The organism is Pseudomonas sp. TS_SC_3 (assembly GCF_056156225.1).
In genome coordinates, this window is sequence record NZ_CM149586.1 from 406825 (window position 1) to 427658 (window position 20834).

Annotated in this window: 18 protein-coding genes; 7 read left to right on the forward strand and 11 right to left on the reverse strand. The window is 59.8% G+C overall.

What is annotated here, in order from left to right:
* The first annotated feature begins 11 nt into the window (after nt 1–11).
* The 7 genes from infB to AC0J6G_RS02035 all read left to right on the forward strand — a co-directional run bounded on the left by infB (nt 12) and on the right by AC0J6G_RS02035 (nt 7589).
* On the forward strand, nt 12–2498 hold the full coding sequence (gene infB / locus AC0J6G_RS02005; RefSeq protein WP_475250788.1) for a translation initiation factor IF-2: 2487 nt from the start codon (nt 12–14) through the stop codon (nt 2496–2498).
* 107 nt (nt 2499–2605) lie between these two features.
* Nucleotides 2606–3013 carry a 30S ribosome-binding factor RbfA gene (gene rbfA, locus AC0J6G_RS02010; protein WP_475250790.1) on the forward strand — a complete coding sequence of 136 codons (408 nt, stop codon included), beginning with the start codon at nt 2606–2608 and terminating at the stop codon, nt 3011–3013.
* Nucleotides 3014–3017: 4 nt separating this feature from the next.
* Nucleotides 3018–3935, forward strand: coding sequence for a tRNA pseudouridine(55) synthase TruB (gene truB, locus AC0J6G_RS02015; RefSeq protein ID WP_475250792.1), 918 nt, complete (start codon nt 3018–3020; stop codon nt 3933–3935).
* A 143-nt stretch (nt 3936–4078) separates the two neighbouring features.
* On the forward strand, nt 4079–4348 hold the full coding sequence (gene rpsO / locus AC0J6G_RS02020) for a 30S ribosomal protein S15 (protein ID WP_046820615.1): 270 nt from the start codon (nt 4079–4081) through the stop codon (nt 4346–4348).
* A gap of 211 nt (nt 4349–4559) precedes the next feature.
* Nucleotides 4560–6665 carry a polyribonucleotide nucleotidyltransferase gene (gene pnp, locus AC0J6G_RS02025; RefSeq protein WP_475250795.1) on the forward strand — a complete coding sequence of 702 codons (2106 nt, stop codon included), beginning with the start codon at nt 4560–4562 and terminating at the stop codon, nt 6663–6665.
* A gap of 296 nt (nt 6666–6961) precedes the next feature.
* Nucleotides 6962–7327, forward strand: coding sequence for a BON domain-containing protein (locus AC0J6G_RS02030; protein ID WP_475250797.1), 366 nt, complete (start codon nt 6962–6964; stop codon nt 7325–7327).
* Between the two features lie 64 nt (nt 7328–7391).
* Nucleotides 7392–7589, forward strand: a complete 198-nt coding sequence (locus AC0J6G_RS02035) for a CsbD family protein (RefSeq protein WP_475250799.1) — start codon at nt 7392–7394, stop codon at nt 7587–7589.
* A 63-nt stretch (nt 7590–7652) separates the two neighbouring features.
* Here AC0J6G_RS02035 and AC0J6G_RS02040 read toward each other — a convergent pair whose 3' ends face one another.
* The 11 genes from AC0J6G_RS02040 to panB all read right to left on the reverse strand — a co-directional run bounded on the left by AC0J6G_RS02040 (nt 7653) and on the right by panB (nt 20663).
* Nucleotides 7653–7943 (reverse strand): DUF2845 domain-containing protein, encoded by a 291-nt coding sequence (locus tag AC0J6G_RS02040; protein ID WP_475250801.1) that lies wholly within the window; start codon nt 7941–7943, stop codon nt 7653–7655.
* A gap of 40 nt (nt 7944–7983) precedes the next feature.
* On the reverse strand, nt 7984–8283 hold the full coding sequence (locus AC0J6G_RS02045) for a DUF2845 domain-containing protein (RefSeq protein WP_475250803.1): 300 nt from the start codon (nt 8281–8283) through the stop codon (nt 7984–7986).
* A gap of 3 nt (nt 8284–8286) precedes the next feature.
* Entirely contained in the window at nt 8287–8583 is a 297-nt protein-coding gene (locus AC0J6G_RS02050; RefSeq protein WP_475250805.1) for a DUF2845 domain-containing protein, read from the reverse strand.
* Nucleotides 8584–8594: 11 nt separating this feature from the next.
* The gene (locus tag AC0J6G_RS02055) at nt 8595–11615 is read right to left on the reverse strand and encodes a DUF748 domain-containing protein (RefSeq protein ID WP_475250807.1); all 3021 of its coding nucleotides are present in this window, start codon (nt 11613–11615) and stop codon (nt 8595–8597) included.
* Between the two features lie 102 nt (nt 11616–11717).
* A complete protein-coding gene (locus tag AC0J6G_RS02060; protein ID WP_475250809.1) occupies nt 11718–12734 on the reverse strand; it encodes a class I SAM-dependent rRNA methyltransferase in 1017 nt (338 codons plus the stop codon).
* A gap of 125 nt (nt 12735–12859) precedes the next feature.
* The gene (locus AC0J6G_RS02065) at nt 12860–14041 is read right to left on the reverse strand and encodes an acetyl-CoA C-acetyltransferase (protein WP_475250811.1); all 1182 of its coding nucleotides are present in this window, start codon (nt 14039–14041) and stop codon (nt 12860–12862) included.
* A 95-nt stretch (nt 14042–14136) separates the two neighbouring features.
* Nucleotides 14137–15012 (reverse strand): oxygenase MpaB family protein, encoded by an 876-nt coding sequence (locus AC0J6G_RS02070; RefSeq protein ID WP_475250813.1) that lies wholly within the window; start codon nt 15010–15012, stop codon nt 14137–14139.
* A gap of 124 nt (nt 15013–15136) precedes the next feature.
* Nucleotides 15137–17074 (reverse strand): acetate--CoA ligase, encoded by a 1938-nt coding sequence (acs, locus tag AC0J6G_RS02075; RefSeq protein ID WP_475250815.1) that lies wholly within the window; start codon nt 17072–17074, stop codon nt 15137–15139.
* A 94-nt stretch (nt 17075–17168) separates the two neighbouring features.
* The gene (gene pgi, locus AC0J6G_RS02080) at nt 17169–18833 is read right to left on the reverse strand and encodes a glucose-6-phosphate isomerase (RefSeq protein ID WP_475250817.1); all 1665 of its coding nucleotides are present in this window, start codon (nt 18831–18833) and stop codon (nt 17169–17171) included.
* 172 nt (nt 18834–19005) lie between these two features.
* Nucleotides 19006–19866 (reverse strand): pantoate--beta-alanine ligase, encoded by an 861-nt coding sequence (gene panC, locus AC0J6G_RS02085; RefSeq protein WP_475250819.1) that lies wholly within the window; start codon nt 19864–19866, stop codon nt 19006–19008.
* The gene (gene panB / locus AC0J6G_RS02090; RefSeq protein ID WP_475250821.1) at nt 19863–20663 is read right to left on the reverse strand and encodes a 3-methyl-2-oxobutanoate hydroxymethyltransferase; all 801 of its coding nucleotides are present in this window, start codon (nt 20661–20663) and stop codon (nt 19863–19865) included. Before panB ends, panC begins: the two co-directional genes overlap by 4 nt.
* Nucleotides 20664–20834: the final 171 nt, after the last annotated feature.

Below are 20834 nucleotides of genomic sequence, written 5' to 3' on the forward strand. Positions count from 1 at the left end.
GAGAGAAATACATGACGCAAGTCACGGTTAAAGAACTGGCCCAAGTGGTCAATACGCCGGTAGAGCGCCTGCTGCAGCAAATGAGTGAGGCAGGTTTGCCGCACAAGAACGCTGAGCAAGCAGTGACTGACAGTGAGAAGCAGGCCCTATTGGCCTATCTCAAGAGCAGTCACGGCGATAGCAAAACAGAAGAGCCGCGCAAGATTACCTTGCAGCGCAAAACGACGAGCACCTTACGCGCTGCTGGTAGCAAGACTATCAGTGTTGAAGTGCGCAAGAAGAAGACCTTCGTTAAGCGCAGCCCAGAAGAAATCGAAGCTGAAAAGCAGCGTGAGCTGGCTGAGCAGCGCGCTGTAGCTGATGCTGCGCGGGCTAAAGCTGATGAAGAAGCCAAGCGTCGCGCGGCTGAAGAAGCTCCGCGTGCGGCAACCACACCGGCTGCTGGCGATGCAGTAGCCAACGCTACTCAGCCCGTTGCAACCGCGCAGCCTGCACCTGCTGCAGACGAGCGTAAGAAAGATGAGCCGCGCCGCCCAGACAAAGCGCGCAATGATGATGCCGAGCGTCGTGGTGGTGATCGCAAGACCACCCAGCATCGTCCGTCTGTTAAAGAAAAAGCCCCAGCGCCACGTGTTGCCCCGCGTACCATCGACGAAGAGAACGACAGCTTCCGTCGTGGCGGTCGTGGCAAAGGCAAGCTGAAGAAGCGTAATGCTCATGGCTTCCAGAGCCCGACAGGTCCGATCGTGCGTGAAGTGAAGATCGGCGAAACCATCACTGTGGGCGATCTGGCTCAGCAGATGTCGGTTAAAGCCGCTGAAATCATCAAGTTCATGTTCAAGCTGGGCACCCCTGCGACCATCAACCAGGTTCTTGATCAGGAAACTGCCCAGTTGGTTGCTGAGGAACTGGGTCACAAGGTCACGCTGGTCAGCGACACCGCTCTGGAAGACTCTCTGGCTGAGTCGCTGAAGTTCGAAGGCGAGACCTTTGCTCGTGCGCCGGTTGTTACCGTAATGGGTCACGTTGACCACGGTAAGACCTCGCTGCTCGACTACATCCGTCGCGCCAAGGTGGCTGCTGGCGAAGCCGGTGGTATCACCCAGCATATCGGCGCCTACCACGTAGAAACCGAGCGCGGCATGGTCACCTTCCTCGACACCCCAGGCCACGCCGCGTTTACTGCGATGCGTGCCCGTGGTGCCAAGGCGACTGACATCGTGATCCTGGTGGTGGCGGCGGACGACGGCGTAATGCCGCAGACCATTGAAGCGGTTCAGCATGCTAAGGCTGCTGGTGTTCCGCTGGTCGTCGCTGTGAACAAGATCGATAAGCCAGGCGCTGATCTTGATCGCATTCGTAGCGAGCTGTCGGTGCACGGCGTGACGTCGGAAGAGTGGGGCGGTGATACACCGTTCGTTTCCGTGTCGGCGAAAGCGGGTACCGGTGTTGACGAGCTGCTCGAAGCCGTTTTGCTGCAGGCTGAGATTCTTGAGCTGAAAGCGACTCCGTCGGCTCCAGGTCGCGGTGTGGTGGTTGAATCGCGTCTCGATAAGGGTCGTGGTCCGGTAGCCACCGTACTTGTTCAAGACGGTACCCTGCGTCAAGGCGACATGGTGCTGATCGGTTCCAACTACGGTCGTATCCGCGCCATGCTCGATGAAAACGGTAAGGCGATTAAAGAAGCTGGCCCGTCGATTCCGGTCGAGATTCTTGGTCTAGACGGCACGCCAGAAGCTGGCGACGACATGAGCGTACTGGCTGACGAGAAGAAAGCACGTGAAGTTGCACTGTTCCGTCAGGGCAAGTTCCGCGAAGTGAAACTGGCCCGTGCGCATGCCGGTAAGCTGGAAAACATCTTCGAGAACATGGGCCAGGAAGAGAAGAAGACGCTCAACATCGTCCTCAAATCTGATGTTCGTGGTTCTTTGGAAGCGCTGCAAGGCTCGCTCAGCGGCCTGGGTAACGATGAAGTGCAGGTGCGCGTGGTCGGTGGCGGCGTCGGTGGTATCACCGAATCCGATGCCAACCTGGCCCTGGCCTCCAACGCTGTACTGTTTGGCTTCAACGTGCGTGCCGATGCCGGCGCGCGCAAGATCGTCGAGCAGGAAGGTCTGGATATGCGTTACTACAACGTGATCTACGACATCATCGAAGACGTTAAGAAGGCCTTGACCGGCATGCTCGGCAGCGATGTTCGCGAGAACATCCTGGGTATTGCTGAAGTACGTGACGTGTTCCGTTCGCCGAAGTTCGGTGCGATTGCCGGTTGTATGGTGGTCGAGGGTACGGTTTACCGTAACCGTCCGATCCGCGTACTGCGCGACGACGTGGTGATCTTCGAAGGCGAACTGGAATCCCTGCGTCGCTTCAAAGACGATGCTGCTGAAGTGCGTAATGGCATGGAATGCGGTATCGGCGTGAAGAGCTACAACGACGTTAAGGTCGGCGACAAGATCGAAGTGTTCGAGAAAGTCCAAGTGGCCCGTAGCCTGTAAGCACGAGTCGCAACACGCAGCGCCCGGCCCCGCATTTGCGCGGCCGGGCGTTTGCCGCTTTTAGGTCCGCTGCTTTCAGGCAGCGCGACGAGTGAAGGTAGTAAGAAATGGCCAAAGAATTTAGCCGGGCCCAGCGCATCGGCGACCAGATACAGCGCGAATTAGCGCAGTTGATCCGTATGGAAATCAAGGACCCGCGTCTTGGCGGCCTTGTGACCGTCACGGCGGTAGAAGTCAGCCGTGACTCCAGCCATGCCAAGGTGTTTGTCACGATCATGGGTGGCGAGCCGGAAGAGGGTGTTGATCCCGTGGTGCAGAGCATCAAGGTGCTCAACGATGCCAGCGGCTTCCTGCGCATGCAGTTGGGTCGTGCGATGAAGCTGCGCAGTGTGCCCAACCTGCGTTTTCATTACGACGAAAGCGTGATTCGTGGGGCTGAGTTGTCGGCGCTGATTGAGCGTGCCGTGAGCGAAGACCGTCAGCATAACGATGATGTCCCTGAGGCCAAGGAGTAAGCGCGTGGCCCAGGTCAAACGTATTCGTCGTGCCGTTGACGGCATCATCCTGCTGGATAAGCCCAAGGGCTTTAGTTCCAACGCTGCTTTGCAGAAGGTGCGCTGGTTGCTCAATGCCGAGAAGGCTGGGCATACCGGCAGCCTCGACCCGCTGGCCACTGGCGTATTGCCGTTGTGCTTTGGCGAGGCGACCAAGTTTTCCCAGTACCTGCTCGATGCTGACAAGGGTTACGAAACCCTGATGCAGCTGGGCGTGACCACCACCACTGCAGATGCTGAAGGTGAGGTATTAGAGCGTCGTCCAGTAACCGTTGGTCGCGCCGATATCGAGGCGGTACTACCCGGGTTTCGTGGTGAAATCAGCCAGATACCGCCCATGTACTCGGCGCTCAAGCGTGACGGACAGCCACTTTACAAGCTGGCGCGCGCCGGTGAAGTAGTGGAGCGCGAGCCGCGTTCTGTTACTATTGCGCGCTTGGAATTACTGGACTGCGAGGCGGAGCAAGCGCGCCTGGCGGTTGATTGCAGCAAGGGTACGTATATTCGCACGTTGGTCGAAGACATCGGTCACTTGCTGGGTTGCGGCGCTCACGTAGCAGAGCTGCGCAGGACCAAAGCCGGCCCCTTCGATTTGAGCCGCACCGTAACGCTCGAAGAGCTGGAGCGGGTGCATGCTGAAGGTGGCAACGAGGCGGTTGATCAGTTTCTGTTGCCGGCTGACAGTGGCTTGCAACACTGGCCATTGCTGCAGTTCTCTGAGCACAGTTCGTTCTATTGGCTGCAAGGGCAGCCGGTACGTGCGCCGGAAGCACCGAAGTTTGGCATGGTGCGGGTGCAGGATCACACTGGTCGCTTTATCGGTATCGGTGAAGTGAGCGAAGACGGGCGCATTGCGCCGCGTCGATTGATTCGGTCAGCATGACCGAAACCAGCCTGTGTAACAGCAGGCTGGCGAGGGTGGCTGTTAACAAGCGCGGTCACTACTCATTTATAGATACAGGGATTTGTCCCTGGCTTGTTGAAGCTGTTTCTCTGGAACAGTTTCCTAAATAAAAGGATTGCCTCATGGCTCTCGACGTTCAAGAAAAAGCTCAAATCGTAGCCGACTACCAGCAAGCTGTTGGTGACACGGGTTCGCCTGAAGTGCAAGTTGCACTGCTGACCGCCAACATCAACAAGCTGCAAGGCCACTTCAAGGCCAACGGTAAAGACCACCACTCACGTCGTGGCCTGATCCGTATGGTTAACCAGCGTCGTAAGCTGCTGGATTACCTGAAGGGTAAGGACGTTAGCCGTTACAGCGCCCTGATTGGTCGCCTGGGTCTGCGTCGCTAAGCAATGCTTATGCGTAGCTGACTGCCGAAGCTGGAAGTGGGGTTCGCCCTGCTTCCAGCTTTTGCTTTTGTGCTTTAGCTGTTTTGGACGCTAGCGGGTCCGATACCCGTAACCGCCCACACATTCTGCAAGACCCGTTTGTTCATCCAGTGGTGATAAAACGGGAGCAAGAAACGCTTTCCCCAAGGGCAACAAAGAGAAGGAAAACACCGTGAACCCGGTAATCAAGAAATTTCAATTCGGTCAGTCGACCGTAACCCTCGAGACTGGCCGTATCGCCCGTCAAGCCTCCGGCGCAGTGCTGGTCACCGTTGACGATGACGTCGCCGTACTGGTGGCTGTCACCGGCGCCAAGACTGCTGACCCAAGCAAAGGCTTTTTCCCGCTGTCGGTGCACTACCAAGAAAAAACCTACGCGGCTGGCAAGATCCCAGGCGGTTTCTTCAAGCGTGAAGCCCGTCCTTCCGAGAAGGAAACCCTGACCTCGCGCCTGATCGACCGTCCGATCCGTCCGCTGTTCCCAGAAGGGTTCCAGAACGAAGTGCAGGTGATCTGCACCGTGATCTCCACCAGCAAAAAGACTGATCCGGACATCGCTGCGATGATCGGTACGTCGGCCGCCCTGGCCATTTCCGGCATTCCGTTCAACGGTCCGATCGGCGCTGCGCGCGTAGCGTTCCACCCGGAAACTGGCTACCTGCTGAACCCGAACTATGAGCAGCTCAAGGCTTCCAGCCTGGACATGGTTGTAGCCGGCACCAAAGACGCCGTGCTGATGGTTGAATCGGAAGCTAAAGAGCTGAGCGAAGACCAGATGCTGGGCGCTGTACTGTTCGCCCACGACGAATTCCAGGTGGTGATCAACGCCATTGCCGAGCTGGCTGCCGAAGCCGCCAAGCCGACATGGGACTGGCAGCCAAAGGCTGAGAACACCGCACTGCTCAACGCTATTCGCGGTGAGTTCGGCGATGCGATCTCCCAGGCTTACACCATCACCATCAAGCACGAGCGTTATGCCCGTCTGGGTGAGCTGCGCAATGAAGTCGTTGCCAAGTTCTCCGGTGAAGAAGGTCAGCCGAGCGCTGCCGAAGTTAAAGAAATCTTTGGCGAAATCGAATACCGCACCGTGCGCGAGAACATCGTGAACGGTAAGCCGCGTATCGACGGCCGTGACACCCGTACTGTGCGTGGCCTGAACATCGAAGTCGGTGTGCTGGACAAAACCCACGGTTCGGCCCTGTTCACCCGTGGCGAAACCCAGGCGCTGGTTGTAGCGACTCTCGGCACCGCCCGCGACGCGCAACTGCTCGACACTCTGGAAGGCGAGAAAAAAGACCCCTTCATGCTGCACTACAACTTCCCGCCGTACTCGGTGGGCGAGTGTGGTCGTATGGGGGCTACTGGCCGTCGCGAAATCGGTCACGGCCGTCTGGCACGCCGCTCCATCGCGGCCATGCTGCCAGCTGCTGACGTGTTCCCTTACACCATTCGTGTGGTGTCGGAAATCACCGAGTCCAACGGTTCGTCTTCGATGGCTTCCGTGTGCGGTGCTTCTCTGGCGCTGATGGACGCCGGTGTGCCGATGAAGGCACCGGTTGCCGGTATCGCCATGGGTCTGGTTAAGGAAGGCGAGAAGTTTGCCGTTCTGACTGACATCCTCGGCGACGAAGATCACCTGGGCGACATGGACTTCAAAGTTGCGGGTACCGCCAATGGCGTCACCGCACTGCAGATGGACATCAAAATCCAGGGCATCACCGAAGAAATCATGGAAATCGCTCTGGGTCAGGCCCTGGAAGCGCGCCTGAATATTCTCGGCCAGATGAACCAGGTTATTGCCCAGTCGCGCACCGAGCTGTCGGCCAACGCGCCTACCATGATCGCGATGAAGATCGACCAGGACAAGATTCGCGATGTGATCGGCAAAGGTGGTGCAACCATCCGCGCTATCTGCGAAGAAACCAAAGCGTCGATCGACATCGAAGACGACGGCACCATCAAGATCTTCGGCGAAACCAAGGAAGCAGCAGAGGCCGCGCGTCAGCGTGTCCTAGGCATCACCGCGGAAGCCGAGATCGGTAAGATCTACATCGGTAAGGTTGAGCGCATCGTCGACTTCGGTGCCTTCGTTAACATCCTGCCGGGCAAAGACGGTCTGGTGCACATCTCCATGCTCAGCGATGCGCGTGTTGAGAAGGTGACTGACATCCTCAAAGAAGGTCAGGAAATCGAAGTGCTGGTATTGGACGTGGACAACCGCGGCCGTATCAAGCTGTCGATTAAAGATGTAGCTGCTGCCAAGGCGTCGGGCGTTTAATCACCGCCGCGCTTGACCGCAGAACAGAGGGCCCTTTGGGGCCCTCTTTTTTTGCCTGTGAATAAAGCCTGTATACCTCATCGCCCGTTGCTGCTGAGGCGTCGTGCAATATGCCTTGAGGGAATACCGCGAACATGCAGATTGCACGATCGAGACTACGTTGGTCTATTTATAAGTAATTGATATTTAACGGTAAATTAGTTTTAAGTGGCTTGGCACAGCCCTTGCGACAGTACTGGGGAGGCTGCAGCTCGACGAGCATGCAGATTGTTCAGTACATGCAGGAGGCATTACCCATGAAAACGCCAATCAAGCATTTCGCCGTAACCACCCTGACTGCCACCGCTTTGGGCCTGCTTCTGGCTGGGCCAGTGCTAGCGGCTAGTCCCGTTGGGCAGCCAACCATGTTGGCAGCCAGCGAAACGATGAATGACGCCGAAGACGCGGTAAGCGATACCTGGATCACCAGCAAAGTGAAGTCTACCTTCCTGGCTGATAGCAACTTGAGTGGCATCGATATCAAGGTCGAAACCAACAAAGGCGTAGTGACGCTTTCCGGTGTTGTCACCACTTCGGCCGAGCGTGACCTGGCGATTGCCAAGGCCGGTGAGATTAAAGGTGTGAAAGCGGTAGCCGCTGAAGCCCTGAAAACCGCGCAGTAACTCATAAATCAGGCCTGGTCGATCTGACCCGGCCTGACCGCCACTCACTGACCCGGAGGATTCAATGAATTCCGACATCATCAAAGGCAAGTGGAAGCAAATTAATGGCCGCATCAAGGAGCGGTGGGGCAACCTGACCGACGATGACCTGGATGTTGCCGAAGGTCACAGCGATTATCTGGCTGGCAAGCTGCAAGAGCGCTATGGCTGGACCAAGGAAAAAGCTCAGGACGAGCTGCGTGATTTCAGCAACAAGCTGTAATCCGTTGTAAAAAAGCCCCGCAGGCACATCCTGCGGGGCTTTTTTGTGGTTCTTTGGTAAGTGTCAGCTGCCGCGTTTACTTTCCACGCTCTTCAGGCGGCCGCCTTCGAACCTCAGGTAATAGTTCATGCCGTTACGCGGGCCATAGACCCACTCTTCGACGAGGAACTCATTATTGCCGTGGGCATCCAGGGTGTAGCCCAGCCTATCGCGGGCAATCGGTTCGCCACACTTTGTGGCGACCTCTGTAGTCCGGTCGCCGGTGCTGGCGATGCCCTTCTCGCAACGCAGGGTGCTGGCCTGGGCATAGGTTGCCAGAAGTAGCAGGGTGAGGCTGAGCGCTATCCGTTGCATGGTGCAGTGTCCTTATCGTGGGGGCATCTAAAGAGAGTTGTTAGTTGCGGCGTTTGCTTTCGATCTTGATCAGTCGGTTGCCTTGGAAACGCAGAAATTGGTACATGCCGTTGCGCGGTCCGTATGACCATTCTTCGACCGCGACTTCATTGTAGAAACCGTATTCATCCAGTACTTCGCGGTAGCCGAGAAAGTCACGGCTCAAGGGTTCGCCGCATTTGCTGCTCACTTCGCGGGTCGTGTCATCAAGGCTGATCAGTCCACGTTCACAGCGCAGGGTTGACGAGGCCTGAGTGAGGACGGGTGCAACTAATAGCAGGGCAGTTATTAAGGCTTTCATCGGTTAGTGGTTACGACGCCGTTCAATGGCGCGTAAGCGAGAACCCTCGAAGGTAAGAATGCTCAGCATGCCGTTACTCGGGCCATAGACCCACTCCTCAATCGGATACTCGCGCCGTTCGCTTGGGCCGAGCGAGTAGCCGACTAATTCACGGAAAGCCGGTTCGCCGCATTTCTGCAGCACTTCAAACCGTCTATCGCCCAGGCTTACCAACTGGCTACCGCAGCGCAGAGTTTCAGCCTGGGCGAGGAGTGTTGTGCTCATCAAGGCAAGTAACAACATCGTAGTCAGTATGCGCATATGCAAACGCCTTACTCGCTGCCCAGGTGCAGGGCTGTGGCTACCCGACCATCTTTGTCAGCCTGCACGATGCCTACATCCAGTAGGTAGATGCGTTCGGCGCTTAAGCCTCCTCGCTCAACCAGATAGTTCTTTATTTCAGCCGCCCGCGCCTGGGCTAACTGCCGCAGTAGTAATTGGCTTTGCGCCCAAGACTGCAGCACGGCGTCACGCATTTTCGCGCTGCGTTCGGCATCATCCAGTTGGGTCCATTCAGCCGGCGGCTGTTGCTTAAGGCGGGCGCGGTAAATGCCTTCGAGCAGCACCGCTTTGTCATCCTCATCGACCACCAATTCACTGGCATCAGCCGGCACATTATCGCCACGGCGCTGCAGGATTTTGTACCAGGTGGTCTGGTATTCACGCTCCAGGCGCGCGACTGCCAGTGGTGGGCCGTCGCTGCTTTGCGCGCTCATACCTTCGACTTCCAGGCGCAGGGTCGGGCGCTCTTTCAGGGCGCTGGCCAAGGTATCCAAGGCTTTTTGTGCGTCGCCGTCGAGTGCGCTGTCGCCGGCATTGAAGCGTACGTTGCTGAGGTCAACGTCACTGCCGCCGCTGACCAGGCCTCCGATAAACTTGAACGGTGCCTGCGCGGCGCGTAGGACCAGGTTGCGCAGGGTCTGCCAGACGATGGGCATCACGCTGAATTCCGGGCTGTTGAGGTTGCCCTGCACCGGCAGCTGGATTTCGATATTGCCTTTGGTGTCCTTGAGCAGGGCCACGGCCAGGCGAATCGGCAGATCCATGGCGTCCTTGCTGTCGACTTTTTCGCCCAGCTGCAGGTCTTCCAGCAGCAGTTTGTTTGTGGCGTTGAGGTTACCTTTCTCGATCTGGTAGTGCAGATCGAGGTTGAGGCGGCCCTTGCGGATACGGAAGCCGGCGAATTTACCGGAGTAGGGCGTGAGCGTGGTCAGCTCGACGTTCTTGAAGCTGGTGGCGATATCCAGGCTGTTCATTGGGTCGAACGGCGTCAGCTGGCCCTTGATGCTGACGGGCGCGTACTTGTCGACCTTGCCCTTGATATCGACGCTGGCGGCTTTCGGGCTCTGGTTATCCAGGGTGCCGATCTGGCCGTTGAGCTGGCCAATCGCGGTGGCGAAGTTGGGGCGTAGGCTGAAGTCGGCAAAGTTGGCCGAGCCGTCCTTGATGCTAATGCCACCAATGCGGATCGGCAGCGGTTTCTCGGCCTGCGCGCTGGCCGGCTTGGCATCGGCCGGCTGTGGAATCATCAGGTCTTTGATATTAGTGGTCAGGTCTTCGTTGATGATAAAGCGCACATAGGGCTGTTGCAGGTTGACTTGGCCAATCGCCAGGCCTTTGCCGTGTTGATAGTCGATCCCTTGTACCAACACCTGCTGCCATTTGAGGAAGTCACGGTCCTTGAGGGTGTCGAGGGTATGCAACTGGTTGATCGCGGCTTGCCCGCCAATGCTGAACGCCAGCGGCTCGACGCTTTGCAGGTCAACCGCCAGGTCACTGCCGAGCTTGCCGCTGCGCAGCTCCAGCCGAACGAAAGGGCTTAGGTAAGTCTGCGCTAGGCGCAGGTCGATATCGCGAATGGCCACCTGCAGCTTGGCCGTGGTCGGGTTCAGTTGCACTTGGCCGTTGGCCTTGATCTGCCCGGTTTTATTCACTCCGGTGTCGAGCTTGAGGCCGAAGGGTGAAGTGCCCAGGCTGTCGAAATCGCTCAGGTCGAGATTAAGTGGTGCCAAGTCGATTTTCACTTCCGCACCGCCGGCGCGGTCTGCCAGATGCACCTGATAGTCGCGCAGTTGCACGTCACGCAGGATGACCTGCCAGGGTTTGCTGGGCTCTTGCGGCTGGCCTGCAGTGGCGGTTTCTAGCTCGGCGGATTGCTCTGCGGTGGTCGGTTCAGTTGGCTCTTTTACCGGCTCTGCTTCTTTTGTCGCAGCGGAACCTACGCCACCCTCATTTGGAGCTGGAGCTGGAGCTGGAGCTGGAGCTGGAGCTGGAGCTGGTTTGGCGGGTTGGCTGGCCAGCAGCTTCTGCCAGTCGAGCTGGCCATCGGCCTCGCGTGCGGCCCAGGTTTCCAGCTTCTGGCTACGAATCTTGCCGACGATGACCTGCTGCTTGGCCAGGTCCACACGGGTTTCGCTGATATCCAGGCTTTCTAGGCGCAGCAGCGGTTTGTCCGCCGGACTCTTGATGGCAAAACGACTGACGTTGAGCTGGGTATTGCTCAGCAGCAGTTCGGTGCCTTTGGCGAGATTGAGGCTGTAATCGCTGCTGAGGTTGACGGTACCGTCTTCCAACACCAGCGGCACCGCATCGCGTACGTAGGGCCAGATGGCTTTCAGTTTACCGTCAGTGACTTTCAGACTGCCGCTGGAGCTGATTGGCACCAGACTGATGCGCCCGGTCCAGTCGATCCGCCCGCCGGTGGGGCCGGTGGCGACCAGGCTCATGTCGGCATTGTCGTCGGGCAGGGTGCTGAGGTTGAACAGCTCGAAATTAAGATCGTCGTAAATAAATTCGATTGGCTCGCTGGGGCGCAGGTCCTGAAAATGCACGTTGCCGCCGCTCAGTTTGATGCGCGTAATACGCAGCGGGAAGGGCTCGCCGGCCGGCTCTTCAACCGCCGGCTCGGTGCTGGGCGGGACGTTGAACAGTTGGGTCAGATTGAGCCGACCGTCCTTGCCGAACAGCACTTCACTGTGCGGCTTGTCCAGCTCGATATCGGCCAGGTGCAGCACGCCGTTCCACAGGCTGTCGAGTTGCAGGTTGGCATACAGGCGTTCGAAGGCGATCTGCTGCTGGTCGGCTTCGCCAATTCGTAGGCCCCAGAGACTCAGCTCCAGGCTGAACGGGTTGAGTTGCAGGCGCTGCAGTGTGGCGGGGACTTCGGCGTAGTGCGCCAACTGCTGGTTAGCGATGCGCAAACCGAGACCGGGCAAAATCAGAAAGCCCAGCAGGCTGTAGAAAGCAACGGCGATGGCAGTGGCGCTGGCAGCGCGCTTTATTCCTTTAAGCATAAAAACGTCATCTATCCCGACGAAAAGTGCATTGGAGTATGGCACGCGTGTGCCGTTCCGCAGAGGCTCTGCGCGGGGATTTTCTGCGAACGTGCGCGGGGATCAGAACTGCAGAATCAGGGTTTTCAGCGGTGGCTGACCATCCTGTGAAGGGAAGTCGCTGGCCGGTGGCAGCACCTGGCAATCGCGCACCGGGCGGCCAAGCTTTTCCGCACAGCGCAGCACCTGCTCGCGCCAATCGGCCAGGGCGACTTTTGCCAGGTTGTTGCAACAGATCAGCACGCCATCCTCGGCGGTGGCTAGAATCGCGGGTTTGAGCAGGCTCTGATAATCGCGCAGCAGATCGACAGTGCCGAAAGCGCTCTTGGCCCAGGCGGGCGGGTCGAGTAGCACCACATCGAACTGGCGTTGCTCAAGGCGCGGATAGTGCGGCAGCTTCTGCCCGCGCCGCGCATTGATCGGCAGGCCGGCCAGTTGGCGAATCGCCGGAAAGTAGTCTGACTGAATGAACTGCATAGGCAGCAGCTGCGGATTGAGCTGGCCATTCTCGCGACCGACCGCCAGATTGCCCTCGGCAAAATCCAGGTTGAGCACTTCGCTGGCCCCGCCTGCGGCCGCGCTCAAGCCGACGCCACAGGTGTAGGCGAAAAGGTTAAGTACAGATTTATCAGCGCTGTGCGCTTTGACCCAGCCGCGCGCGTTACGCAGGTCGAGAAACAGCAGTGGGTCTTGCCCAGCATGGCGGCCGCGCACGCGGTAATTGAGGCCCCATTCATGGCCGATCAGGTCGTCCAGTGCAGCGGGTTCAGCTTGGTAGACCGGGTCTGTGCGGTCGATACGTGAGTTGCCTTGGCTGCGGTCGTTGTACACCAGCAGTAAGGGCTGATTCAGGTGGCTGCAGATCAGCGCATGGGCGGCCAGTAAGTCATCACGACCGAGCGGTTGGTGAAAGGTTTGTACCAGTAGCTGCGGGCCGTAACGGTCAATGGTCAGGCCGCCGGCACCTTCCTGGCTGCCATGGAACAGGCGATAACAATCAGTGTCTTGCTGATGCAGCTCAGCCAGCAGGTCGTGACGGTTATGCAGGGCGGCGCGCAGCGCCTGATCGAGAGAGGGCATGCGCGGCGACTCGAAGAAGAAGGGCGCGCAGTTTACCACCGCGCTTTTCAAGGAGAGGGGCTTTAGCCGCGCTGCTTACGATTTTAAAGCGCGTGGCTAAAGCCCTTCCCATAAGACCAAAAGCCTCAGGCCCGTTCGATTGCCAGTGCCACACCTTGACCGCCGCCGATGCACAGGGTGGCGAGGCCTTTTTTGGCGTCGCGCTTGATCATCTCGTGCAGCAGGGTCACCAGCACGCGGCAGCCGGAACCGCCAATCGGATGGCCGAGGGCGATGGCGCCGCCGTTGACGTTGACTCTGCTCGCGTCCCAATTCAGTTCCTTGCCGACTGCCAATGCCTGCGCGGCGAAGGCTTCGTTGGCTTCGATCAGGTCCAGGTCAGCCAACTGCCAGCCGGCCTTGGCCAGGCAACGTTGGGTGGCGCCGACCGGGCCGATGCCCATGATCGCCGGGTCGACACCGGCGTTGGCGTAGCTGGCGATTTTCGCCAGTACCGGCAGGCCGAGGGCCTGGGCTTTGGCGGCGCTCATCAGCAGCACGGCGGAGGCACCGTCGTTGAGGCTGGAGGCGTTGCCGGCGGTGACGCTGCCGTCTTTCTTGAATGCGGGCTTAAGTTTGCCTAACGATTCGGCTGTAGTGCCGGCGCGCGGCTGTTCGTCAGTGACGAAGGCCAGCGGCTCGCCCTTGCGCTGGGGAATCATGATCGGGGTGATTTCATCAGCAAAGCGCCCGGCTTCGATGGCGGCCACGGCTTTCTGCTGCGAGGCGGCCGCAAAGGCGTCCTGCGCTTCGCGGCTGATGTCGTATTTGTCGACCAGGTTCTCGGCGGTGATGCCCATGTGGTAGTCGTTGAATGCATCCCACAAGCCGTCGGTGATCATCGTGTCGACCAGCTTGGCGTGGCCCATGCGCAGGCCGGTGCGTGCGCCGGGCATGACGTAGGGCGCCAGGCTCATGTTTTCCATGCCGCCGGCGATGATCACCTCGGCGTCGCCGCAGCGGATCGCCTGGGCACCCAGGTGCAGGGCTTTAAGGCCCGAGCCGCAGACCTTGTTCAGGGTCAGCGCTGGCACAGCGTGCGGCAGGCCGGCGAGGATGGCCGCCTGACGCGCCGGGTTCTGCCCTGAGCCTGCGGTCAGCACCTGGCCGAGAATCACTTCGTCGACCTGCGCGCCGTCCAGGCCGGTTTGTTCCAGCAGGCGGCGGATTACTGCAGCGCCCAGTTCCGGTGCCGGGATATTCGCCAGTGCACCCTGAAAGCTGCCGATAGCGGTTCGGGTGGCGGCAACGATGACGACGTCTTGCATAACGCGATCCTCACAAGTAACAGGCGCGGCGGGCCGCGAGAGGTCGCTATGGTGGCACAGCGGCTTTGTTTACGGCCAGCGTGCGAACCGGCCGGTCAGCGCGGCGGCAGGTCCAGACGCCGGCGCGCGCGGTGGATGGCGCCGCCGCGTACCGCCCAGCGCAGGACCGGGGCCAGGCTGTGTACACCGGCGTGGATCACCCGGCTGCGCGCCGGACTGATCTGCTGGCCTAGCATCTCCTGCACCCAATCCGGCAGCAGGTCGATACCCGCTTGCATTAACAGCTTGGCCGCCGGGGCGGCGATGGCGCTGGGGGCTGGTGCGCCGAGCAGGATGCGCAGAATCTCCAGCGAGCGTTCATCACAGAGCAGTTCAGGGCGCACAGCCGTCAGGTAGGCGGCGACTTCGGCGCGTGAACGCGGCACCTGGGTGGCGCCCAGTCGTTCGGCAATCAGGGCGATTTCCACGTAGTAGCGGTCCTGATCAGCCTCGCTCAGCTGCGGGTTGCGGTAGCGCAGATGGGCCTGGAGAAAGCTGTGCACCTCGGCCACATGCACCCAGGTCAGCAACGCTGGATCACTGGCGGCATAGGCGCGGCCATCCGGTGCGGTGCCTGTGACCTTGAGGTGAATGGTTTTGACCTTGTCGATCAGCCAGTCGGCATCGGCGCGCGAGCCGTAGGTGGTGCCGGAAATAAACTGCCCGGTGCGACGCAAGCGGCCGAGTAGGTCCTGACGAAAATTTGAGTGATCCCACACCCCGGCTAATGCCAGCGGATGCAGAGCTTGCAAGAGCAGGGCGCTGATACCGCCGATCAGCATGCTGGTGAAGTCGCCGTGCACCTGCCAGCTCACCGAGTCGGGGCCGAACAGACCGGGGTCGTCCTGGGGCTTTTCGAAGTCGATCTGGCCGAGGGCGATACCGCTCAGGCTAAGGACTTGGCTTTCGATACGGCGGCGAAGGAATTCCATGAAATAGGCTATTCGCTTGTTGGTGTAGGGTGGATCGCGCTTTATCGATCCACCGGGTGGCGCTCCACCGCACGGGGCCATTGGTGGATGAGCAGAGCGTCATCCACCCTACACCTGGCTGGGTTTAGCGGATCAGGCGTTGCTCGATCAGCCCGTCCACCACACTGGGGTCGGCCAGGGTCGAGGTGTCGCCCATGTTTTCCAGCTCGTTGCAGGCGATCTTGCGCAGGATGCGCCGCATGATCTTGCCCGAACGGGTCTTCGGCAAGCCGGGTGCCCACTGGATCAGCTCGGGTTTGGCGAAACTGCCGATTTCCTTGCCGACCAGTGCCAGCAGTTCCTTCTTCAAGGCCTCGTTGAGCTCCACGCCGTTCATCGGCGTAACGAAGGCGTAGATGCCCTGGCCCTTGATGTCATGCGGGTAGCCGACCACGGCGGCTTCGGCGACGGCGTCGTGTAGTACCAGGGCGCTTTCCACCTCGGCTGTGCCGATGCGGTGGCCGGAGACGTTGATCACGTCGTCCACCCGGCCGGTGATCCAGTAGTAACCGTCCTCATCGCGGCGCGCGCCGTCGCCGCTGAAGTAGTAACCGGGGTAGGGCTTGAGGTAGGTGTCGATCATCCGCTGATGGTCGCCGTAGACGCTGCGAATCTGGCTTGGCCAACTGTCCTTGATCGCCAGTACGCCTGAGCCTGGGCCGTGGATTTCCTTGCCCTGTTCATCCAGCAGCACCGGTTGTACGCCGAAGAACGGGCGGGTCGCCGAGCCGGGTTTGAGGTCGGTGGCGCCGGGCAGCGGGGTGATCAGGATGGCGCCGGTTTCGGTCTGCCACCAGGTGTCGACGATCGGGCAGCGGCGCTCACCAACCACGTTGTAATACCACTCCCAGGCTTCCGGGTTGATCGGCTCGCCGACGCTGCCGAGCAGGCGCAGACTGGTGCGCTCGGTGCATTCGACCGGGCCGGTGCCCTCACGCATCAGAGCGCGTAGGGCGGTAGGCGCGGTGTAGAAGATGTTCACCTGGTGTTTGTCGATCACCTGCCAGAAGCGCGAGGCGCTCGGGTAGTTGGGCACGCCTTCGAAGATCAGACTGGTCGCGCCGTTGGCCAACGGGCCGTAGACGATATAGCTGTGCCCTGTGACCCAGCCGACGTCGGCGGTGCACCAATAGATATCGCCTTCGTGGTAGTCGAACACGTACTTGTGGGTCATCGCCGCCATCAGCAGATAGCCGCCAGTGCTGTGCAGCACGCCCTTGGGTTTGCCGGTGGAACCTGAGGTGTAGAGGATAAACAGCGGGTCTTCGGCGTCCATTAGCTCTGGCGGGCAGTCGCCGTCAGCGTCGCGCAGGGCTTCGTGGTACCAGATGTCGCGGCCTTCAACCCAGTCGATCTCGCCCTGGGTGCGTTCGACCACCACCACCGTGCTGACTGCCGGGCAGCTTTGCAGCGCCTTGTCGACATTGGCCTTGAGCGCCACGTACTTGCCGCCGCGCACGCCCTCGTCGGCGGTGATCACCGTGCGGCAGTCGGCGTCCAGAATGCGGTCGCGCAGGGCGTCCGGGGAGAAGCCGCCAAAGACCACCGAATGCACCGCACCGATGCGCGCGCAGGCGAGCATGGCGTAGGTGGCTTCGGGGATCATCGGCATATAGATGCACACCCGGTCGCCCTTTTTCACTCCACGGCTTTTCAGCACGTTGGCCAGGCGGCTGACGTTGTGGTGCAGCTTCTTGTAGGTGATGTGCGCTGATTCGCTGGGGTTGTCGCCTTCCCAGATCAAGGCAATCTGTTCGCCGCGTTGTTCCAGATGGCGGTCGATGCAGTTGTAGCTGACGTTCAGCTGGCCACCCTTGAACCAGGAGCCCTGGCCGCTGAGCAAGTCACCCTGCTGCACGCTGGTCCAAGGTTTGGACCAGTCGAGGAAGATTTTGGCCTGCTCGGCCCAGAAGATTTCCGGTTGCTCCACCGATTGCTGGTACAGGCGCAGGTAGTCGTCGTTGTCCAGGTGGGCGCGCTGGCGCACGGCGTCGGGCACAGGATGGCGGGTGATTTCGAACATGGCGGGTCCTTATTATTGTGTTCCGCGATGATCGTAGGGTGAACCAAGCGGGTGCTTGGTTCAAGTGCTGGCCTTGTGCTCTGCCGCGCCTGGTTTAGCCGCGATGGCGCTCGCGGAAGTGCTGGATCAGGCCCTGGGTCGAGGCATCGCTGGCCGGCGTATCGAGCTGGCCAGTCAGGCGCTGATACACGCCTTGGCCCAGTTCTTTACCCAGTTCCACGCCCCACTGGTCGAAGGCGTTAATACCCCAGATGGCGCTCTGCACGAACACTTTGTGTTCATACAACGCCACCAGTGCGCCGAGGCCGAACGGGTCAACGCGGTTGAGCGCGAGGATATTACTCGGGCGATTACCGGGAATCATTTTGTGTGGTGCCAAGCGCTGTACTTCGGTTTCATCCAGGCCTTTGTCGCGCAGCTCGGCTTCAGCTTCGGCGCGGGTCTTGCCGTGCATCAGCGCTTGGCTCTGCGACAGGCAGTTGGCAAACAACCATTGGTGGTGGTCGGCCAGCGGGCTGAAGCTGTTGACCGGCACGATAAAGTCCGCTGGGATCAACTCGGTGCCTTGGTGCAGCAGCTGGTGATAGGCGTGTTGGCCGTTGCAGCCAACGCCGCCCCAGATCACCGGCCCGGTGCTGAAATCCACGGGGCTGCCGTCTTGGCGCACGCTCTTGCCGTTGGATTCCATGTCCAGCTGCTGCAAGTGTTTGGTGAAGTTCCGCAGATAGTGGTCGTAGGGCAGAATCGCCTGACTTTTCGCGCCCCAGAAGTTGCCGTACCAGATGCCCAGCAGTGCCATCAGTACCGGCATATTCTCGGCCAACGGCGCCTGGGTGAAGTGCTGGTCCATGGCATAAGCGCCGGCCAGCAGCTCCTTGAAGTTGGAGATGCCGATGGCCAGAGCAATCGGCAAGCCAATGGCCGACCACAGCGAATAACGCCCGCCGACCCAGTCCCACATCGGGAAGATGTTTTCCGCCTTGATGCCAAAGTCGATAGCAGCCGTCGGGTTGCTGGTTACCGCAATAAAGTGTTTGTGCAGCTCGGCTTCCGGGCCGCCCAGGGCCAGGTACCAGTCGCGTGCGGCCAAGGCGTTCTTGAGGGTTTCCAGGGTGCCGAACGACTTGGAAGACACGATAAATAGGGTGGTCTGCGGGTTCAGGCGCGCGGTCAATTCACGGAACTCGCTGCCGTCGATATTGGCCAAGTAATGGCAACGTACACCGCGCTGGGTAAAGGGCCGTAGCGCTTCGGAAACCAGCTGCGGGCCGAGGAACGAGCCGCCGATGCCGATATTCACCACCTCGGTGATGGGTTTGTCGCTATAGCCACGCCACAGACCGCTGTGAATGCGACTGACCAGCTCGGTCATCTGGTGCAGCACGCGATGCACTTGCGGAATCAGGTCGACGCCGTCGAGTTTCAGGGTGCGGCCAATCGGGCTGCGCAGGGCTGTATGCAGAGCTGCACGCCCTTCAGAGGCATTGACCTTATCGCCGCTGAATAGGGCGTGAATGGACGCTGGCAGCTGGGCTTGTTCAGCCAGCTGCACCAACAGTCCCAGGGTTTTTTCGTCGATCAGGTTCTTTGAGTAATCCAGTAGCAGGCCGCAGCTGCTCAGGGAGAAGCGGTTAAAGCGTTGCGGATCGCTGGCAAAGGCCTCGCGCATGCTGAAGTCGTTCATCTGCTCGCGCTGCTCGCGTAGCGCCTGCCAAGCGGGCAGGGTGGTGACGTCATGCGGTTGCTGGTAATAGGCCATTGGTGCGTGTTCCTTTCCTGTGTGCGTCCAATCAATCATGCAAAAAGGCCCGGAGTGATCCGGGCCTGGAATGTAGCGGGCCAGTGCGGTTGATGAGCTCGCCTTAAATAGACCACTGAAAAGCGCCTGGGTTGCCGAAGCGTGTTTGCAGTGGCCTGTCAGTGCTTGTTGGTCAGGCTGGAGTATCGAGGTCGAAGGCCAGGTTGTCGATCAGCCGGGTGCTGCCAATAACGGCGGCCACCAGAATCACCAACTGACGATCATCGGCGGTTGCCGGGCGCAGGCTGTTTGCTTCGCGCACCTCTAGGTAGTCCGGGCGAAAACCGGCGGCGCTGTGTTGCTGCTGCGCTGCCGCAACCAGCGTGGCGTAGTCACGTTCACCCGCGCGGATCGCCGTGGCCATCTCCTGCAATGAACGGTACAGCACGGGCGCCGCTTCACGCTGTTCGGCGCTCAGGTAACCGTTGCGCGAAGACAGCGCCAAACCGTCTTCGGCACGCACGGTCGGCTCGCCGATAATCTGGATTGGCATATTCAGGTCACGCACCAGGGTGCGGATCACCGCCAGTTGCTGGAAATCCTTTTGACCGAAAATTGCCAGGTCCGGTTGCACCATGTTGAAGAGCTTGCTCACTACGGTGGCAACGCCTTCGAAGTGCCCAGGGCGACTGGCGCCACACAGACCTTCGGAAACGCCCGGTACGCTGACGCGGGTCTGACCGTCCATGCCGTGCGGGTACATTTCTTCGACATCCGGGGTGAACAGCAGGTGGCAACCGGCTTCGACCAGTTTTTCCTGGTCGGCGATCAGGGTACGCGGGTACTTGTCGAGGTCTTCGCTGGGGCCGAACTGCAACGGGTTGACGAAGATGCTGGCGACTACAAAGTCTGCGCGCTGGGCAGCTTTCTCCACCAGCGCGGCGTGGCCGGCGTGCAGGTTGCCCATGGTCGGCACAAAGGCAATTTGTTTGCCTTCGGCGCGCGCCTGGGCGACAGCGGCGCGCAACTCGCGCACGCTTTTAACTGTGTTCATGCAGAAAATCCGTGTTCGGCTGCTGGGAAGCTCTGGTCTTTAACCGCTTTGACGTAGGCGCTGATGGCGTGCTGGATGCTGCTCTGGCCGGCCATAAAGTTCTTCACGAACTTCGGCACGCGACCGCTCAGGGACAGACCTAGCATGTCATGCAGCACCAGTACCTGGCCGTCGGTGGCGCTGCCAGCGCCGATGCCGATCACCGGAATCTTCACCGCTTGGCTAATTTCGGCGGCCAGTTCACTGGGTACGCATTCGAGCAGCAACATGGCCGCGCCGGCTTGCTCAAGGGCCATGGCATCGGCACGCATTTGCCGCGCCTGGGCTTCCTGGCGGCCTTGCACCTTATAGCCACCGAGGATGTTGACCGCCTGCGGAGTCAGGCCTAAGTGGGCGCACACCGGGACGCCACGCTCGGCCAATTGTCGAATCGGCTCGGCCAGCCAGGCCGCGCCTTCGAGCTTGACCATATGGGCACCGGCCTGCATCAACGCTGCGCTGTTATTCAGGGTCTGCTCAATAGTGGCATAGGCCATAAACGGCAGGTCGGCGAGGATCAGCGCGCCCTGGTTGCCACGTTTGACGCAGGCGGTGTGATACGCCATGTCGGCGACAGTGACAGGCAGCGTACTGTCATGGCCTTGCAAGACCATGCCAAGGGAATCGCCCACCAGCAGTACATCGACGCCGGCCTGGCAGGCCGTCTGGGCGAACGTGGCGTCATAGCAGGTCAGCATGGCGATTTTCTCGCCGCTCTGCTTGAGGCTTTGCAGGGTGGTCAGGGTTACATCAGGCATGAAAACTGTCCTCACTCAGGCGTTCAGTCAGCAGTTGTGCTGCTTCAAGTTGGCCTGCATTGGCCGCAAATTGCACCGGTGCGGAGCAACGGGACGCCTATAGTCCAGATGGGTGGGCTTGAAGTCAATTGCAGGTGTTACCGGCTTGTTACTGGCGTTACCGTCATATGC

Coding starts and splice junctions, on each gene's coding strand:
- AC0J6G_RS02035 (WP_475250799.1), top strand. CDS start 7,392: ATGAATTCCGACATCATCAAAGGCAAGTGGAAGCAAATTAATGGCCGC.
- panB (WP_475250821.1), bottom strand. CDS start 20,663: ATGCCTGATGTAACCCTGACCACCCTGCAAAGCCTCAAGCAGAGCGGC.
- AC0J6G_RS02030 (WP_475250797.1), top strand. CDS start 6,962: ATGAAAACGCCAATCAAGCATTTCGCCGTAACCACCCTGACTGCCACC.
- AC0J6G_RS02040 (WP_475250801.1), bottom strand. CDS start 7,943: ATGCAACGGATAGCGCTCAGCCTCACCCTGCTACTTCTGGCAACCTAT.
- AC0J6G_RS02050 (WP_475250805.1), bottom strand. CDS start 8,583: ATGCGCATACTGACTACGATGTTGTTACTTGCCTTGATGAGCACAACA.
- infB (WP_475250788.1), top strand. CDS start 12: ATGACGCAAGTCACGGTTAAAGAACTGGCCCAAGTGGTCAATACGCCG.
- AC0J6G_RS02045 (WP_475250803.1), bottom strand. CDS start 8,283: ATGAAAGCCTTAATAACTGCCCTGCTATTAGTTGCACCCGTCCTCACT.
- AC0J6G_RS02055 (WP_475250807.1), bottom strand. CDS start 11,615: ATGCTTAAAGGAATAAAGCGCGCTGCCAGCGCCACTGCCATCGCCGTT.
- pgi (WP_475250817.1), bottom strand. CDS start 18,833: ATGGCCTATTACCAGCAACCGCATGACGTCACCACCCTGCCCGCTTGG.
- rpsO (WP_046820615.1), top strand. CDS start 4,079: ATGGCTCTCGACGTTCAAGAAAAAGCTCAAATCGTAGCCGACTACCAG.
- AC0J6G_RS02065 (WP_475250811.1), bottom strand. CDS start 14,041: ATGCAAGACGTCGTCATCGTTGCCGCCACCCGAACCGCTATCGGCAGC.
- AC0J6G_RS02060 (WP_475250809.1), bottom strand. CDS start 12,734: ATGCCCTCTCTCGATCAGGCGCTGCGCGCCGCCCTGCATAACCGTCAC.
- AC0J6G_RS02070 (WP_475250813.1), bottom strand. CDS start 15,012: ATGGAATTCCTTCGCCGCCGTATCGAAAGCCAAGTCCTTAGCCTGAGC.
- panC (WP_475250819.1), bottom strand. CDS start 19,866: ATGAACACAGTTAAAAGCGTGCGCGAGTTGCGCGCCGCTGTCGCCCAG.
- rbfA (WP_475250790.1), top strand. CDS start 2,606: ATGGCCAAAGAATTTAGCCGGGCCCAGCGCATCGGCGACCAGATACAG.
- acs (WP_475250815.1), bottom strand. CDS start 17,074: ATGTTCGAAATCACCCGCCATCCTGTGCCCGACGCCGTGCGCCAGCGC.